The 15,054-nt window shown below is 67.5% G+C and carries 12 protein-coding genes; 4 read left to right on the top strand and 8 right to left on the bottom strand.

Features of this window, described 5'->3' with window-relative positions:
* Nucleotides 1–480: 480 nt before the first annotated feature.
* The 5 genes from prpF to UYS_RS0202015 all read right to left on the bottom strand — a co-directional run bounded on the left by prpF (nucleotide 481) and on the right by UYS_RS0202015 (nucleotide 7,299).
* Nucleotides 481–1,650 (bottom strand): 2-methylaconitate cis-trans isomerase PrpF, encoded by a 1,170-nt coding sequence (prpF, locus tag UYS_RS0202035; RefSeq protein WP_016853823.1) that lies wholly within the window; start codon nucleotides 1,648–1,650, stop codon nucleotides 481–483.
* A complete protein-coding gene (gene acnD / locus UYS_RS0202030) occupies nucleotides 1,647–4,286 on the bottom strand; it encodes a Fe/S-dependent 2-methylisocitrate dehydratase AcnD (protein ID WP_016853822.1) in 2,640 nt (879 codons plus the stop codon). Before acnD ends, prpF begins: the two co-directional genes overlap by 4 nt.
* A 188-nt stretch (nucleotides 4,287–4,474) precedes the next feature.
* Nucleotides 4,475–5,602, bottom strand: coding sequence for a bifunctional 2-methylcitrate synthase/citrate synthase (gene prpC / locus UYS_RS0202025; RefSeq protein WP_016853821.1), 1,128 nt, complete (start codon nucleotides 5,600–5,602; stop codon nucleotides 4,475–4,477).
* Between the two features lie 66 nt (nucleotides 5,603–5,668).
* On the bottom strand, nucleotides 5,669–6,559 hold the full coding sequence (prpB, locus tag UYS_RS0202020) for a methylisocitrate lyase (RefSeq protein WP_016853820.1): 891 nt from the start codon (nucleotides 6,557–6,559) through the stop codon (nucleotides 5,669–5,671).
* Nucleotides 6,556–7,299 carry a GntR family transcriptional regulator gene (locus UYS_RS0202015; protein ID WP_016853819.1) on the bottom strand — a complete coding sequence of 248 codons (744 nt, stop codon included), beginning with the start codon at nucleotides 7,297–7,299 and terminating at the stop codon, nucleotides 6,556–6,558. The genes prpB and UYS_RS0202015 overlap by 4 nt, the downstream gene beginning before the upstream one ends.
* A 225-nt stretch (nucleotides 7,300–7,524) precedes the next feature.
* Between UYS_RS0202015 and pabB the strand changes: the two genes are divergently transcribed.
* Both pabB and UYS_RS0202005 read left to right on the top strand, forming a co-directional pair.
* On the top strand, nucleotides 7,525–8,895 hold the full coding sequence (gene pabB / locus UYS_RS0202010) for an aminodeoxychorismate synthase component I (protein WP_016853818.1): 1,371 nt from the start codon (nucleotides 7,525–7,527) through the stop codon (nucleotides 8,893–8,895).
* Nucleotides 8,896–9,065: 170 nt separating this feature from the next.
* Entirely contained in the window at nucleotides 9,066–9,686 is a 621-nt protein-coding gene (locus UYS_RS0202005; protein WP_016853817.1) for a phosphoadenosine phosphosulfate reductase domain-containing protein, read from the top strand.
* Between the two features lie 174 nt (nucleotides 9,687–9,860).
* On the opposite strand, the gene cysB is transcribed toward UYS_RS0202005, so the two are convergent.
* Entirely contained in the window at nucleotides 9,861–10,832 is a 972-nt protein-coding gene (gene cysB / locus UYS_RS0202000) for an HTH-type transcriptional regulator CysB (protein ID WP_016853816.1), read from the bottom strand.
* A 240-nt stretch (nucleotides 10,833–11,072) separates the two neighbouring features.
* Here cysB and trxA point away from each other — a divergent pair, with 240 nt between their 5' ends.
* Nucleotides 11,073–11,396 carry a thioredoxin gene (gene trxA / locus UYS_RS0201995; RefSeq protein WP_016853815.1) on the top strand — a complete coding sequence of 108 codons (324 nt, stop codon included), beginning with the start codon at nucleotides 11,073–11,075 and terminating at the stop codon, nucleotides 11,394–11,396.
* 64 nt (nucleotides 11,397–11,460) lie between these two features.
* On the opposite strand, the gene UYS_RS0201990 is transcribed toward trxA, so the two are convergent.
* On the bottom strand, nucleotides 11,461–12,576 hold the full coding sequence (locus UYS_RS0201990) for an AI-2E family transporter (RefSeq protein ID WP_016853814.1): 1,116 nt from the start codon (nucleotides 12,574–12,576) through the stop codon (nucleotides 11,461–11,463).
* 171 nt (nucleotides 12,577–12,747) lie between these two features.
* Between UYS_RS0201990 and UYS_RS16700 the strand changes: the two genes are divergently transcribed.
* Nucleotides 12,748–13,551, top strand: coding sequence for an SIMPL domain-containing protein (locus UYS_RS16700; RefSeq protein WP_016853813.1), 804 nt, complete (start codon nucleotides 12,748–12,750; stop codon nucleotides 13,549–13,551).
* A 165-nt stretch (nucleotides 13,552–13,716) separates the two neighbouring features.
* Here the strand turns inward: UYS_RS16700 and serS are convergent, their stop codons facing one another.
* A complete protein-coding gene (gene serS, locus UYS_RS0201980) occupies nucleotides 13,717–14,994 on the bottom strand; it encodes a serine--tRNA ligase (RefSeq protein WP_016853812.1) in 1,278 nt (425 codons plus the stop codon).
* Nucleotides 14,995–15,054: the final 60 nt, after the last annotated feature.

Below are 15,054 nucleotides of genomic sequence, written 5' to 3'. Positions count from 1 at the left end.
ACATGAATTATCTGATCGATTGTTAAGAGCCGCTCGACTCGTGTTGGGGAGAGCATCTTGCGTTCCCGGCCGCTTGGCCAGTGCCTCGCAAGGAAGGCGTATTCTACGTGATCGGCGCGTCGTGTCAACCAGTGATCTTCAAGCTCTCGAGAGAGCGAAGCGGATGACCGACCATCGCGACAACAGCGTGAAGCGACATCCGATCGAGCCCTCAGCGGGCTACCGTAGCGAGTGGCGGGCATTCTACCGATTCCGCTGGCCTTGTCAATCGAGCGTTTCCGACAACCGCCGAAAAATCTCAAGAAAAACAAGCGCTTCTGCCACTCATCACCGCCTGCAACGTTGCCCGTCGCCGGCAGCGGATGCGTACTTTACGGATTCTCCCGGGGTCACGCAAGCCCTCTATACAAATATAGTCCGGCCGACCGTGCGGACCAAGACGATGCCCATGCCGTTTCGGCATCGCCCTGCCCCGCCGCCCTAGAAGCTGTCTTCAGGCACCCGAACGAAGCCTTCCATTAGCACCCGCGCGCTTCGACTCATGGTGGCCTTGAGCGCCGTCCAGCCGCTGGCGGCCTTGCGGGCCTCTGCCCCCACCCGCAGCGTGCCGGAGGGGTGACCGAAGCACACCGAGGTACGCTCGCCGCCGCCGGCGGCCTTGCTGACCAGGGTGCCCGGCACGGCGGCCGCGCTGGCGATGGCCACCGCGGCGGTACCCATCATGGCGTGATGCAGCTTGCCCATGGACATCGCCCTCACCAGCAGGTCGATATCCTCGGCGGCCACGGTCTTGCCGCTGGAGGCGAGATAGTCGGCCGGCGGCGCCACGAAGGCCACCTTGGGCGTGTGCTGTCGCTGAGCCGCTTCCTCGGCTCGGGCGATCAACCCCATACGCAGCGCGCCCTGGGTGCGAATCGCCTCGAGGCGCGCGAGCGCCTCGGGGTCATTGTTGATCGCCTCCTGCAGTTCGGTGCCGGTATAGCCGATGGCCGCCGCCTCGACGAAGACGGTCGGAATGCCGGCGTCGACCAGGGTCGCCTGCAGGGTGCCGATGCCCGGCACCTCGAGCTCATCGACCACGTTGCCGGTAGGGAACATGGCGCCCTCCCCGTCCGCGGGATCCATGAAATCCACCGCCACCTCGGCGGCCGGGAAGGTGACGCCATCGAGTTCGAAGTCGCCGGTCTCCAGGACCTCACCGTCCCGCATTGGGACGTGGCCGACAATGGTCTTGCCGATGTTGGCCTGCCAGATGCGCACCTCGGCGATGCCGTCCCGCGGCAGGCGCTCGGGGTCGACCAGACCGCTGGCGATGGCGAAGGGCCCCACGGCCGACGAGAGATTGCCGCAGTTGCCGCTCCAGTCGACGAAGGGAGCGTCGATGGACACCTGGCCGAACAGATAGTCGACGTCGTGATCCGGGCGCTCGCTCTTCGACAGGATCACCGTCTTGCTGGTGCTGGAGGTGGCCCCGCCCATGCCGTCGATCTGCTTGCCATAGGGATCGGGGCTGCCGATCACCCGCAGCAGCAGCGCATCGCGGGCCGCCCCGGGCGCACGAGCGGCCTCGGGCAGGTCGTCCAGGCAGAAGAACACGCCCTTGCTGGTGCCGCCACGCAAATAGGTGGCGGGAATGCGAATCTGGGTCATGCGTGGGTCGCCTCCTCGCTCTCTTCCCCTTCTAGGAAGTCCTCGGCGAAGCGCTGCAGCACGCCGCCCGCCTTGTAGATGGAGACCTCCTCGGCGGTATCCAGGCGGCAGATCACCGGCACCCGCTCCGTGCCCCCACTCTTGCGGTGGATCACCAGCGTCAGCATCGCGCCCGGAGCGGGGTCGCCCTCCACGTCGTAGGTCTCGGTGCCGTCGAGCGCCAGCGTATGACGGGTCGTGCCGGGCTCGAACTGCAGCGGCATCACGCCCATGCCGATGAGATTGGTGCGGTGGATGCGCTCGAAGCCCTCGGCGACGATCGCCTCCACGCCGGCGAGCGCCACGCCCTTGGCCGCCCAGTCCCGCGACGAACCCTGGCCATAGTCGGCGCCGGCGATGATGATCAGCGGCTGACGACGCGCCATGTAGGCCTCGATGGCCTCCCACATGCGGGTGACCTTCCCTTCCGGCTCGATCCGCGCCAGCGAGCCCTGGATCACCTCACCCGCTTCGTCGCGCACCATCTCGTTGAACAGCTTGGGATTGGCCAGCGTCGCGCGCTGGGCGGTGAGATGGTCACCGCGGTGGGTGGCGTAGGAATTGAAGTCCTCTTCCGGCAGGCCCATCTTCGCCAGATACTCGCCGGCGGCGCTGTCGGCCATGATGGCGTTGGACGGCGACAGATGGTCGGTGGTGATGTTGTCCGGCAGGATCGCCAGCGGCCGCATGCCCTTGAGCCCGCGCTCGGCGGCCATGGTGCCTTCCCAGTAGGGCGGCCGGCGGATATAGGTGCTCTGCGGGCGCCAGTCGTAGAGCGGGCTCTCGGCGGCCTCCACCGCATCGAGATCGAACATCGGGATATAGACCTCCCGGAACTGCTCGGGCTTGACGTACTCGCCGACGATGGCGTCGATCTCCTCGTCCGAGGGCCACAGGTCCTTGAGGGTGATCGGCTGGCCGTCGGGATCGAAGCCCAAGGCATCCTGCTCGATATCGAAGCGCACCGTGCCGGCGATGGCGTAGGCCACCACCAACGGCGGCGAGGCCAGGAAGGCCTGCTTGGCATAGGGATGAATGCGCCCGTCGAAGTTGCGGTTGCCGGACAGCACGGCGGTGGAATAGAGATCGCGGTCGATGATCTCCTGCTGGATCTTCGGGTCCAGGGCACCGGACATGCCGTTACAGGTGGTGCAGGCGTAGGCGACGATGCCGAAGCCGAGCCTCTCGAGCTCCGGCAGCAGGCCGGCCTCTTCCAGGTAGAGGCGTGCGACCTTGGACCCCGGCGCGAAGGACGACTTCACCCAGGGCTTGCGCACGAGGCCCAGCGCGTTGGCCTTCTTCGCCAGCAGGCCGGCGGCCACCACGTTGCGCGGATTGGAGGTATTGGTGCAGCTGGTGATGGCGGCGATGATCACCGCGCCATCGGGCATCAGTCCCTCGCGCTCTTCCTGCTGCGCCTTCGCGTAATCGACCGCGACGCCGCGGTCGTGCAGCGCGCTGGTCGGCAGGCGGCGATGCGGGTTGGAGGGGCCGGCCAGGTTGCGCTCCACGGTCGACAGGTCGAATTCCAGCACCCGCTCGTACTCGGCGCCGGCCAGGTCGTCCGCCCACAGGCCGGCCTGCTTGGCGTAGGTCTCGACCAGCTCGACCTGCTCGGGCTCGCGCCCGGTGATCTTGAGGTAGTCGAGGGTCTGGTCGTCGATGTAGAACATCGCCGCGGAGGCACCGTACTCCGGCGTCATGTTGGAGATGGTGGCACGGTCGCCGATGGTCAGGCTCGCCGCCCCCTCGCCGAAGAACTCCAGATAGGCCCCCACCACCCGTTCGTTGCGCAGGAACTCGGTGATCGCCAGCACGATATCGGTGGCGGTGATGCCGGGCTTGCGCTTGCCGGTCAGCCGCACGCCGACGATGTCGGGCAGGCGCATCATCGAGGGGCGGCCCAGCATCACGGTCTCGGCCTCGAGGCCGCCGACGCCGATGGCGATCACCCCCAGGCAGTCGATATGCGGGGTGTGGCTGTCGGTGCCGACGCAGGTATCCGGGAAGGCGATGCGCTTTCCATTCTCATCGGGGCGCGCCTGCACCACCGGCGACATCTTCTCCAGGTTGATCTGGTGCATGATGCCGTTGCCGGCGGGAATGACGTCGACGTTCTCGAAGGCGGTGCGCGTCCAGTCGATGAAGTCGAAGCGATCCTCGTTGCGGCGATCCTCCACCGCCCGGTTCTGCTCGAAGGCGTCCTGCTCGAAGCCGGCATGCTCCACGGCCAGGGAGTGGTCGACGATCAGCTGGGTCGGCACCACCGGATTGACCTTGGCCGGGTCGCCGCCGCGCTCGGCGATGGCGTCGCGCAGTCCGGCCAGATCGACCAGCGCCGTCTGGCCGAGGATGTCGTGACAGACCACGCGGGCCGGGTACCAGGGGAAGTCCAGGTCGCGCTTGCCGTCGATGATCTGCTCGAGGGCGGCGTCGCGCAGGCCCGGCTCGCAGCGGCGAACCAGCTGCTCGGCCAGCACTCGGGCGGTGTAGGTCAGGGTATCGTAGGCGCCGGGGCGAATCGCCTCGACCGCCTCGCGGGTATCGAAGTAGTCCAGCCCGGTGCCGGGCAGGGGCTTGCGGTAATCGGTATTCATGGCGTGGCCACCCTCGGATCGGGTCGTGGACAGGAAAGGACGCGCCGGAAGCAGCAGTGAAGCCGGGGACAAGGCGAAGCGAGGGTCCTACGCCATGGATGGCGTCGGTAGCGCCCAGGGATGGGTTCACAGCGCCCTCGCGCAGACTTGTCCCCGGCGATGCTCATGCCGGGCATCGAACTGAAGCGTCAGTCTCGCTCCTCGATCGGCACCCACTCGCTATGCTCCGGCCCGGTGTAGTCGGCGCTCGGGCGGATGATGCGATTGTTCTCGCGCTGCTCGAAGACGTGGGCGCACCAGCCGGTGACCCGCGAGCAGACGAAGATCGGGGTGAACAGCTTGGTGGGAATACCCATGAAGTGATAGGCGCTGGCGTGGAAGAAGTCGGCGTTGCAGAACAGCTTCTTCTCGCGCCACATCACCGCCTCGACGCGCTCGGAGACCGGATAGAGCACGCTGTCGCCCACATCTTCGGCCAGCTGCTTCGACCACTTCTTGATGATGGCGTTGCGCGGATCGGACTCGCGATAGATCGCATGGCCGAAGCCCATGATCTTGTCGCGGCGGGAGAGCATGCCGAGGATCTCGCGCTCGGCCTCCTCCGGCGACTGCCAATGCTCGATCATCGCCATGGCGGCCTCGTTGGCGCCGCCGTGCAGCGGGCCGCGCAGCGAGCCAATGGCCCCGGTCACGCAGGAATGCATGTCGGAGAGGGTCGAGGCACAGACCCGCGCGGTGAAGGTCGAGGCGTTGAACTCGTGCTCGGCGTAGAGGATCAGCGAGACGTTCATCACCCGGGCGTGCAGCTCGGAGGCCGGCTCGCCGCGCAGCAGGTGCAGGAAGTGCCCGCCCACGGACGCGTCGTCGGTCTCGGTCTCGATACGCACGCCATCGTGGCTGAAGCGATACCAGTAGCAGATGATCGAAGGCAGCGCCGCCAGCAGGCGGTCGGCGACGTCCTGCTGCTGATCGAAGCTCTCCTCGGTCTCGAGGTTGCCGAGCATCGAGGCGCCGGTGCGCATCACGTCCATGGGGTGGGCATCGGCCGGAATCTGCTCGAGCACGGCCTTCAGCGCCGGCGGCAGGCCGCGCAGGCCCTGGAGCTTGGCGATGTAGGCATCGAGCTCTTCCCGGTTGGGCAGCTTGCCCTTGAGCAGCAGGTAGGCCACTTCCTCGAAGCGCGCCTTGTCGGCGAGTTCGCTGATGTCGAAGCCACGGTAGGTCAGGCCGGCACCGCTCTTGCCGACGGTGCACAGGGCGGTGGAGCCGGCGCTCTGACCGCGCAGGCCGGCGCCGCCGATCGGTTTGTCTGCCATGGTGTCTCTCCTCTTGCTGCGTGAGCTTGGCGTGGTGTTGTTGTTGGAAGACGGTTCGGGACGCGCTTATGCGTCCTCGCCCTTGTCGGCAAAGAGCGCATCGAGCTTGCGCTCGAAGTCGTGGTAGTTGAGGAAGTCGTAGAGCTCCTCGCGGGTCTGCATCTGGTCCACCACGTCGCGCTGGTGGCCCTGATCGTGAATGCTCTGATAGACCCTGAGCGCCGCGGCGTTCATGGCGCGGAAGGCCGACAGCGGATAGAGCACCATGCGGCAGCCGACCTCGGCGAGCTCCTGCTGGGTGAACAGCGGGGTGGCGCCGAACTCGGTGATGTTGGCCAGTATCGGCGCGTCGAGGCGCTCGCAGAAGGCGCGGTAGTCGTCCAGCGTATGCACGGCCTCGGCGAAGATGGCATCGGCGCCCGCCTCGATGCAGGCGTTGGCACGCTCGATGGCGGCCTCGAGCCCTTCCTTCTGGAAGGCATCGGTGCGGGCGATCAGGTAGAAGTCGGGATCGAGGCGCGCATCGGCGGCGGCCTTGATGCGGTCGACCATCTCCTGCTGGGAGACGATGGCCTTGTTGGGTCGATGACCGCAGCGCTTCTGGGCCACCTGGTCCTCCAGATGCACGGCGGCGACGCCGGCACGCTGCATCTCCTTCACCGTGCGGGCGATGTTGAAGGCGCCGCCCCAGCCGGTGTCGATGTCCACCAGCAGCGGCAGGTCGGTGGCGCCGCAGATGCGATGGGCGTCCTCGACCACGTCATTCATGGTGGTCATGCCGAGGTCCGGCAGGCCGAAGGAGGCGTTGGCCACCCCGCCGCCGGACAGGTAGATCGCCTGATGGCCGACGCGTTCTGCCATCATCGCGGTGTAGGCATTGATGGTGCCGACGATCGGCAGCGGCCGACTGGCCTCGAGGGCGGCGCGGAAACGGGCGCCGGGCGTCGCTTGGGTCATGGGTTTCTCCGGTCGGTGGCGGAGGCCTGGTCAGCGGCCTCCTGTTCCTGTTCGAGGACGGCGGCGTAGCGCTCGACGACGTTCTCCCGCGAGGCGCTGACGTGGCGCCGCATCAGCAGCTCGGCGAGCTCGGCGTCGCCGGCCTCGATGGCATCGACGATGCGGTGGTGCTCGACGAAGGCCCGCTGGGGACGCGAGCCGCTGGCGCTGAACTGGGTGCGATACAGCCGCACCAGGTAGTAGAGGTCATCGCACAGCATGCCCATCAGCATCCTGTTGTGGCTGCCCTGGACGATGCGGTAGTGGAAGTCCAGGTCGCCCTCGCGCTGATAGTAGGCCTCGCCGCGGCTCAGGTCGCTCTGCCGCTCGTGAAGCGCCAGCACCTCGCGCAGCCCGGCGATCTCCTCGGGCGTCATGTGCTCGGCGGCGATCCGCGCCGCCATGCTTTCCAGCGCCTCGCGCACGTCGAACAGCTCGAGCAGCTCCTGAATCGAGAGCTTCACCACCCGAGCCCCCACGTGCGGCACCCGTTCGATCAGCCGGTGCGCCTCGAGGCGACGCATCGCCTCGCGCAAGGGCCCACGGGAAATGCCGTAGGTACTCGACAGGCCGGGTTCGGTGATCTTGCTGCCCGGCGCCAGCTCACCGCGGACGATGGCGTCCTGCAGCTGCTGGAAGACGCGCTCCGCCAGGGTGCGGACCTCGGGCGTCTGAACCGATGGTGTCTGGGCGTTGGTCATGTTAATTGTCGACAATCAAGGGATGTAGGCACTCTAGCCAGTGCCGTCTCAGGGGTCAATACGCGCCATGATCGCACCTATCCCCCTTTGGTTGTAAACAACCCGGCGCGTCGCCCCGTCCAACGACGCCGGCAGGGACACCCCGTCGTCGAGCGACCATGCGGCGACGGGACAAAGCCCCTCGTGGCGCCTAGAATGTGCCGCCTGACGAGGGAAACCGCATCGATGACATCACCACTCGAGATCACCCCCCATCCCTATCGGGACGCTCCCCTGGCCGCCTTCGCCGCCCTGCGCCATCGTCCCGGCGCCGTGCTGCTCGACAGCGGCCGCCCCGCCGCCCCGGGTGGCCGCTACGACATTCTCTCCTGCGACCCCCTGAGCGTGCTGGAGGTCGACGCCGAGGGCCGCTGCCACGGCGATGATGCGCCCACGGACCTGGCGCCCTTCGACGCCCAGCGAGCCCTGCTCGAGCGGCTGCCGCGCGACGTGCCCGCCAGCGAACTGCCCTTCCTCGGCGGACTGATCGGCTACTGGAGCTACGACCTCGGCCGCTGCCTGGAGCCGATTCCCGGCAGTGCCCGCCCCGCGGCCGAGCTGCCGGCGGCCCGGGTCGGCCTCTATGACTGGGCGCTGATCCAGGATCACGACCGCCGGGAGGCCTGGCTGGTCGCCACGCCGGAACGCCGCACCGAGGTGCTGAGCTGGCTGGACGCGGCGGCCGACGCTCGAGACGCTCCCCAGGCCCACGACGGCGGGTTCCGGCTGACCGGCGAGTTCGCGGCGGAGATGAGCCGCGACGACTACCTGGCCCGCTTCGACGCCGTGCAGCGCTACATCCGCGCCGGGGACTGCTACCAGATCAATCTCGCCCAGCGCTTCAGCGCGCCCTACGAGGGCGACCTGTGGACGGCCTATCGCCGCCTGCGCCAGGCCACGCCAACGCCCTTCTCCGGCTTCCTCGAATGGGGCCAGCAGGCGATCCTGTCGATGTCGCCGGAGCGCTTCTTGCACTGCGCCGAGGGCCAGGTGGAAACGCGCCCGATCAAGGGCACCCGGCCGCGGGGCGCCACGCCGGAAGAGGACCGCGGGCTGGAGGAGGAGCTCACGGCGAGCGTCAAGGATCGCGCCGAGAACGTGATGATCGTCGACCTGCTGCGCAACGATCTGGGGCGGGTATGCCGCCCCGGCACGGTGCGAGTGCCCCAGCTGTGCGGGCTGGAAAGCTACGCCAACGTCCATCACCTGGTCAGCGTGGTGACCGGCGAGCTGGCCGAGCAGCACTCGCCCCTGGCGCTGCTGGCCGCCGCCTTCCCCGGCGGCTCGATCACTGGGGCCCCCAAGGTGCGCGCCATGCAGATCATCGACGAGCTGGAACCCTCGGCGCGCAGCGCCTACTGCGGCAGCCTCGGCTACGTCGACGTGCGCGGCCACATGGACACCTCCATCGCCATCCGCACCGCCGTGGCCGACCGCGGCCGGCTGCACCTGTGGGGCGGCGGCGGCCTGGTGGCGGACTCCGAGGGCGAGGCGGAATATACCGAGACCCTGGACAAGATCCGCCATCTGATGGCGGCGCTGAGCGACCCCGACTGACGCCTCCCGAGAAGCCCTCGCCCACCCCGCCGGAACAAGCCGTCATGGAATAAAGAAATCCGCCTTTAATTCTTAGCGGAATAAACACCCAAGCAATCGGTATTGGGGCCGCTCATGGCGGCTCTGCTAGGGTAGCGTCAACGAGAACACCATCATTCTGGGAGGCGCTCATGGAGCCGCAACTCGACGCCATCAATCGCGACCTGGGCCAGGACCCCGAGGCCCTGATCCGCTGGGCCCTGGAACAGGGGGCCCGACCGATCGTCACCACCAACTTCCGCCCCTTCGAGGCGGTGATCCTGCACATGGTCAGCCAGGTGCGCCCGGACATCCCGGTGGTATGGATGGACCACGGCTACAACACCGAAGCCACCTATCGCTTCGCCGATGCGGTGGTGAAGCAGCTCGGCCTCAACCTGGTCAGCTACATTCCGCGTCGCACCCGGGCGCACCGCGAGGCCGTCGAGGGCCCCATGCCGGGCATCGACGACCCGCGCCACGAGGCCTTCACCGAAGAGGTCAAGCTCGAGCCGTTCCATCGTGCCCTGAGCGAGATGGCCCCGGACGTCTGGTTCACCGCGCTGCGCGCCGAGGACACCCCGGAGCGCGCCAAGATGGACCCGGTCAGCCGCAACGCCGACGGCCTGCTGAAGATCGCCCCGCTGCTGCACTGGAGCGCCCGCGACATGTACCAGTACCTGGAAGCCCACGGCCTGCCCAACGAGTTCGACTACTTCGACCCCACCAAGGTGGAAGAGAAGCGCGAGTGCGGCCTGCACCTGCAGCACTGAGCCGACCGTGAACGCCAACGCCGGCGCCCGTCCATCTGGACGGGCGCCGGCGCTTTATTGGACCGAACGCCCCCGACCGGTGCGTGGCCCTGGTGAAGGGCCGGCCTCCGCGCCTCCGCCGGACAGCCGACGCGCGGCTCGGCCCTTGAGCTCAAGCGGCAAGGAAGCCTGCCCTCAGCGCACCGGCAGCTCGATGTCGTCGAACAGCGCCTGCTCGTGACGCGGCCCGGCGGCCAGGGCGGCATCGACCAGCTCGCGATCCAGATGATCGGCGAAGCCCTGCAGGAAGTCGTACATGAAGCTGCGCATGAAGGTGCCGCGTCGGATGGCGATCTTGGTGGTGGAGCTCTCGAACAGGTGGCTGGCATCCAGCGCCACCAGATCGCCATCGAGCTCCGGATCCACCGCCATGTGGGCGACGATGCCCACGCCCATGCCCAGTCGCACATAGGTCTTGATGACGTCGGCGTCGGCGGCGGTCAGTACCACATTGGGCGTCAGCCCCTCGGCACGGAAGGCATCGTCGAGCTGCGAGCGGCCGGTGAAGCCGAACACGTAGGTCACCAGCGGGTACTCGGCCAGCGCTTCCAGGGTCAGCGACTCCAGCGCCGCCAGCGGATGATCGCGGGGCACCAGCAGGCAGCGGTTCCAGCGATAGCAGGGCAGCAGCACCAGGTCGTTGAACAGCTCCAGCGACTCGGTGCAGATGGCGAAATCGGCCTGCCCTTCGCTGACCATCTGGGCGATCTGCTTGGGCGTGCCCTGCTGCATGTGCAGGGCGACGTCGGGATACTTGCGGGTGAAATCGCGGATCACCGGCGGCAGCGCGTAGCGCGCCTGGGTATGGGTGGTGGAGATGGACAGGCTGCCACGCCGCTCGTCGCTATGCTCCTGGGCGACGTGCTTGATATTCTCGGTGAGGCGCAGTACCTGGCCGGCCAGGTCGATGATCGCCTGCCCCGCCGGGGTGACCCGGGTCAGATGCTTGCCGCTGCGGGCGAAGATCTCCACGCCCAGCTCGTCCTCGAGCAGGCGGATCTGCTTGGAAATGCCCGGCTGCGAGGTATAGAGACTCTGGGCGGTGGCCGAGACGTTGAGATTGTGACGCGAGACTTCCCAGATATATCTCAGCTGCTGAAGCTTCATGCCTGCCTCTCCCCCTGGCTCGCCCGGCCGCGTAAAGACCATTGTGAAATAAGAATATCATCCATAATTACTTTATAGCATAGCAGACCCACCGACACACGCCCGGGGACGAGGCACCACGCTGAAACGCGGGATTTGCCAGCATCCTAACCGACCGCTAACATCGAGCCACCCAGCATGCCCGAGAGCATGCCCAGACCATCCGCGCATGATGCGCAATGCAGTAATTGGAGAATCCCCATGGCCAACAACGTCGATGTCACCAATGCCAACTTCGAGCAGGAAGTGCTCAACGCCGACACCCCGGTGCTGCTGAAGTTCTGGGCCCCCTGGTGCGGCCCCTGCAAGGTCATGGCACCGGTGGTCGACGAGGTCGCCGAGGAACGCGACGGCAGCCTCAAGATCGTCAGCATCAACGTGGATGACGCCCCGGAAATCGCCGCCGAACAGGGCGTTCGCGGCGTGCCCACCGTGATGCTGTTCAAGTCAGGCGCCAAGGTCGCCTCTCTGGTCGGCGCCCAGTCCAAGTCCCAGCTGACCCAGTTCATCGACCAGAACGCCTGATCGATCGACCCAGGCTGCGGTCTCCACGACGCCCCGGCTCCGGCCGGGGCGTCGTCGTCTGGGGTCAGTCGTCGCCGCGGTCCCGGCTCTTGCCCTGACGACGCTCGGAGGGAGGACGATTGGCGGTCTCGAGAGGCGCGCTGCCCGATCCCAGCAGGTGGGCGATCCAGCGCGTCTGGGGATGGCTGTCCAGGGCGATCTTCAGGGTCATGGTCAGCACCACCGACAGCAGCATGCCCACCGCGCCGAAGATCCAGCCCCACACCACCAGCGACAGGAAGGCCACGAAGGTGGAAAGCCCCAGGGCACGCCCCATGACCCGCGGCTCGACCAGGTTGCCGAGCACGAAGTTCACGCCCAGATAGGCCCCGCTGAGCATCACCGCCTTGACCACCCCGCCCTCCGGCGACACCAGCAGCAGCATCACCGGCGGCACCGCGGCGATGGCCGAGCCGATGTTGGGGATATAGTTGAGGGAGAAGGCCAGCACCGCCCACAGCAGCGGGAACTCCACACCGATCAGCCTGCAGGCCAACCAGATCAGCGCCCCGGTGGCCAGGCTGATCACCGTCTTCACCGCCAGATAGCGCTTCAGGGTCAGGCTGAACTCCTGGAAGCGACGCAGGCTGGGCGCCGGGTTGACCAGCGCCCGGGAGACCTTGTCGCGGAAGTTCAGCGTCTCGAACATCAGGAACATCACCAGCAGCGCCACCACCACGCTCTGCATCATCAGGTTGCCGACCTGGCCGAGCACCGTCGGCAGCCAGTCGCCGAGCTGCTGGGCGTCGATCAGCTCGGCCAGGCGATCGGTGTCGATGGCCAGCCCCAGGCTAGCCAGGCCATCGAGCAGGCTCAGGTAATACTGATTGAGCTTCTCCTCGATGCCCGGCAGGGCATCGACGAAGGTGCCGACGCTGTTGACCAGCAGCAGGCCCAGCAGCGAGATCAGCCCGCCGATCACCACCAGCGTCAGCCAGACCGAGAGCCGCAGGCCGAGGCCCAGCCGGTTCAGCCAGTGCACCGGCCCGGTACAGACCACGGCGATGAACAGCGACAGCAGCAACGGTACCAGCAGGCTGGACCCCAACCGCATGCCGGCGACGATCACCACCAGGGCAGCCAGCGCCAGCGTCAGATTGAGAGGGATACTGCTCGGGGTATCGTTCTCGGGTGCCGCCATGCCGCCCACTCCACCATTGAAAGGACCGCCATCATGACGCCTGACGCCCCGCCACACAACGCGGCGCGGTGGCGCCATCGTGCAAGCTCGAAGGAATCGGCCGGCGCTCAGGAACCCGGGCGCGTCTGACGGCTCAAAGCGGACGAATCCCTCGCCAACAAGGAAGACGTCATGCGCCTCGACCGCCATTCGCTTCGCCCTGGTGCCCGCCTGTCCGGCGGCCTGCTCGCCCTGACCCTTGCCACGCTGCCGATGGCCGCCGCGGCCAATGGCCAGCCCGCGCCGCATCGCCTCGACGTCCAGGCCCGCGCCGAACTCGAGGTGGTGCCGGACCAGGCCACGCTCAACGCCCGGCTGTGGGAGCGCACGCCGGCGATCGCCCAGCGCGACGCCAGCGGCGGCGACGCCCTGGCGCTGAGCCAGGCCCGCAGCCAGCTCGAGGAGCGCGCCGCCACGCTGATTCAGGCGCTCGAGGGGGCCGGCGTCGAGCGCGACGCCATCAGCGCCGGCTCGCTGCGCGTGCAGCCCGAGAGGATTCGCGAATCCAGCGGCCCCGACGGCGAGACCGAGACGCTCGCGCGCACCCGCCTCGAACGGCCCATGAAAGTCGAGATCCACGAGCTCGACCGCCTGCCGACGATTCTCGACGCCCTGACCGAGGCCGGCGTCGACGCCCTCGACGGCGTCACCTACGACCTCGCCGATCGCGACGCGGCCACCGACGAGGCCCTGAGCCAGGCCCTTCAGCGCGCGAAACACAAGGCCGAGCTGATGGCCGGCACCCTCGACGTCACGCTGGGCGACGTGCTGTCGGTCAGCGAGAACCAGGCGCCGGTCTTTCAGCCGCGAATGATGGCGATGAGTGCCGACGCCCGGGAAAGCGGCGGCGCCACCGAGTACCGCCCCGGCACCCTCTCCATCGACGCCGCGGTCAGCGTCAGCTGGGAGATCGAGGGGCCACAGGGTGAGGAGTGAGGCGTAAGGAGCAAGCTGCAAGCTGCAAGCTGCAAGCTGCAAGCTGCAAGCTGCAAGCTGCAAGCTGCAGGTCGACAGCCTGAAATCGCCTGAAGCAAAAGAAAACCCCGAAGGCTCAACCCTCGGGGTTTCTTGTCGCTCGGCGCTTACCTTCTAGCTCGGCGCTTAGACGTTAACCGTCTCGACGCCACCCAGGTAGGGCCGCAGCGCCTCGGGCACCGTGATCGAGCCGTCGGCGTTCTGATGGTTCTCCATCACCGCGATCAGGCAGCGGCCCACGGCCAGGCCGGAGCCGTTGAGGGTGTGCAGCAGCCGCGGCTTCTTCTCGTCGGGATGACGGAAGCGGGCCTGCATGCGGCGCGCCTGGAAGTCCTCGCAGTTGGAGACCGAGGAGATCTCGCGGTAGGTGTCCTGGCTCGGCAGCCAGACCTCCAGGTCGTAGGTCTTGGCGGCACCGAAGCCCATGTCGCCGGTGCACAGGGTCACCACGCGGTATGGCAGCTCCAGCGCCTGCAGCAGCGCCTCGGCGTGGCCGCGCATCTCCTCCAGGGTGTCGTAGCTGGTCTCGGGCTCGACCAGCTGCACCATCTCGACCTTGTCGAACTGGTGCTGGCGGATCATGCCGCGGGTATCGCGGCCGTGGGAGCCGGCCTCGCTGCGGAAACACGGCGTGTGCGCGGTCAGGCGCATCGGCAGCCGCTTGTGCTCAAGGATCTCGTCGCGGGCGAAGTTGGTCAGCGGCACCTCGGCGGTGGGGATCAGGCGATAGCCGCGCTCGTCCTCAAGGCGGAACAGGTCCTCACCGAACTTGGGCAGCTGGCCGGTCCCGTACAGCGAGTCATCGTTGACCATGTAGGGGACGTAGCACTCCTCGTAGCCGTGCTCGAGGGTCTGCTTGTCGAGCATGAACTGCGTGAGGGCGCGGTGCAGGCGGGCGATGGTGCCGCGCATCACCGCGAAGCGGGCGCCGGTCAGCTTGGACGCCAGATCGAAGTCGAGCTGGCCGGTCCGGGCGCCCAGATCGACGTGGTCACGGACCTCGAAGTCGAAGCCGCGCGGCGTGCCCCAGCGGTGCAGCTCGACGTTGTCGTCTTCGCTGTCGCCCTGAGGGACACTCTCGTGGGGCAGGTTCGGCAGGCCACTGATCTGCTCGTCCCACTCGGCCTGCAGCTCGGCCAGGCGCGCCTTGGCGGCATCCAGGCGCTCGCCCAGATCGCTGACCTCGTCGAGCAGCGGCTGGATGTCCTCGCCGGCGGCCTTGGCCTTGCCGATCGCCTTGGACCGGGTGTTGCGCTCGTTCTGCAGGCGCTCGGTCTCGGCCTGAAGCTCCCGGCGCCGGGATTCGAGGTCGGCGAGACGAGCGGTATCGAGGGCAAAGCCCCGGGTGGCCAGTCGTTGGGCGACCATCTCGAGGTCGCCGCGCAGCAGTTTGGGATCGAGCATGGAATCCGGTCCGTCGCAGTCGGTGAAATCAACAAACGCAAGGCGGCCATTGTAGGCAAA

The organism is Halomonas smyrnensis AAD6 (genome assembly GCF_000265245.1).
GTDB lineage: Bacteria > Pseudomonadota > Gammaproteobacteria > Pseudomonadales > Halomonadaceae > Halomonas > Halomonas smyrnensis.
The sequence above is the reverse complement of the archived record's forward strand: the minus strand, read 5'-3'. Positions and strand labels throughout refer to the sequence as shown.

Excerpts from the sequence above, each read along its gene's own strand:
- cysB (WP_016853816.1), bottom strand. The coding sequence starts at position 10,832 with ATGAAGCTTCAGCAGCTGAGATATATCTGGGAAGTCTCGCGTCACAAT.
- trxA (WP_016853815.1), top strand. The coding sequence starts at position 11,073 with ATGGCCAACAACGTCGATGTCACCAATGCCAACTTCGAGCAGGAAGTG.
- prpB (WP_016853820.1), bottom strand. The coding sequence starts at position 6,559 with ATGACCCAAGCGACGCCCGGCGCCCGTTTCCGCGCCGCCCTCGAGGCC.
- prpC (WP_016853821.1), bottom strand. The coding sequence starts at position 5,602 with ATGGCAGACAAACCGATCGGCGGCGCCGGCCTGCGCGGTCAGAGCGCC.
- UYS_RS0202015 (WP_016853819.1), bottom strand. The coding sequence starts at position 7,299 with ATGACCAACGCCCAGACACCATCGGTTCAGACGCCCGAGGTCCGCACC.
- prpF (WP_016853823.1), bottom strand. The coding sequence starts at position 1,650 with ATGACCCAGATTCGCATTCCCGCCACCTATTTGCGTGGCGGCACCAGC.
- pabB (WP_016853818.1), top strand. The coding sequence starts at position 7,525 with ATGACATCACCACTCGAGATCACCCCCCATCCCTATCGGGACGCTCCC.
- UYS_RS16700 (WP_016853813.1), top strand. The coding sequence starts at position 12,748 with ATGCGCCTCGACCGCCATTCGCTTCGCCCTGGTGCCCGCCTGTCCGGC.
- acnD (WP_016853822.1), bottom strand. The coding sequence starts at position 4,286 with ATGAATACCGATTACCGCAAGCCCCTGCCCGGCACCGGGCTGGACTAC.
- UYS_RS0201990 (WP_016853814.1), bottom strand. The coding sequence starts at position 12,576 with ATGGCGGCACCCGAGAACGATACCCCGAGCAGTATCCCTCTCAATCTG.
- UYS_RS0202005 (WP_016853817.1), top strand. The coding sequence starts at position 9,066 with ATGGAGCCGCAACTCGACGCCATCAATCGCGACCTGGGCCAGGACCCC.
- serS (WP_016853812.1), bottom strand. The coding sequence starts at position 14,994 with ATGCTCGATCCCAAACTGCTGCGCGGCGACCTCGAGATGGTCGCCCAA.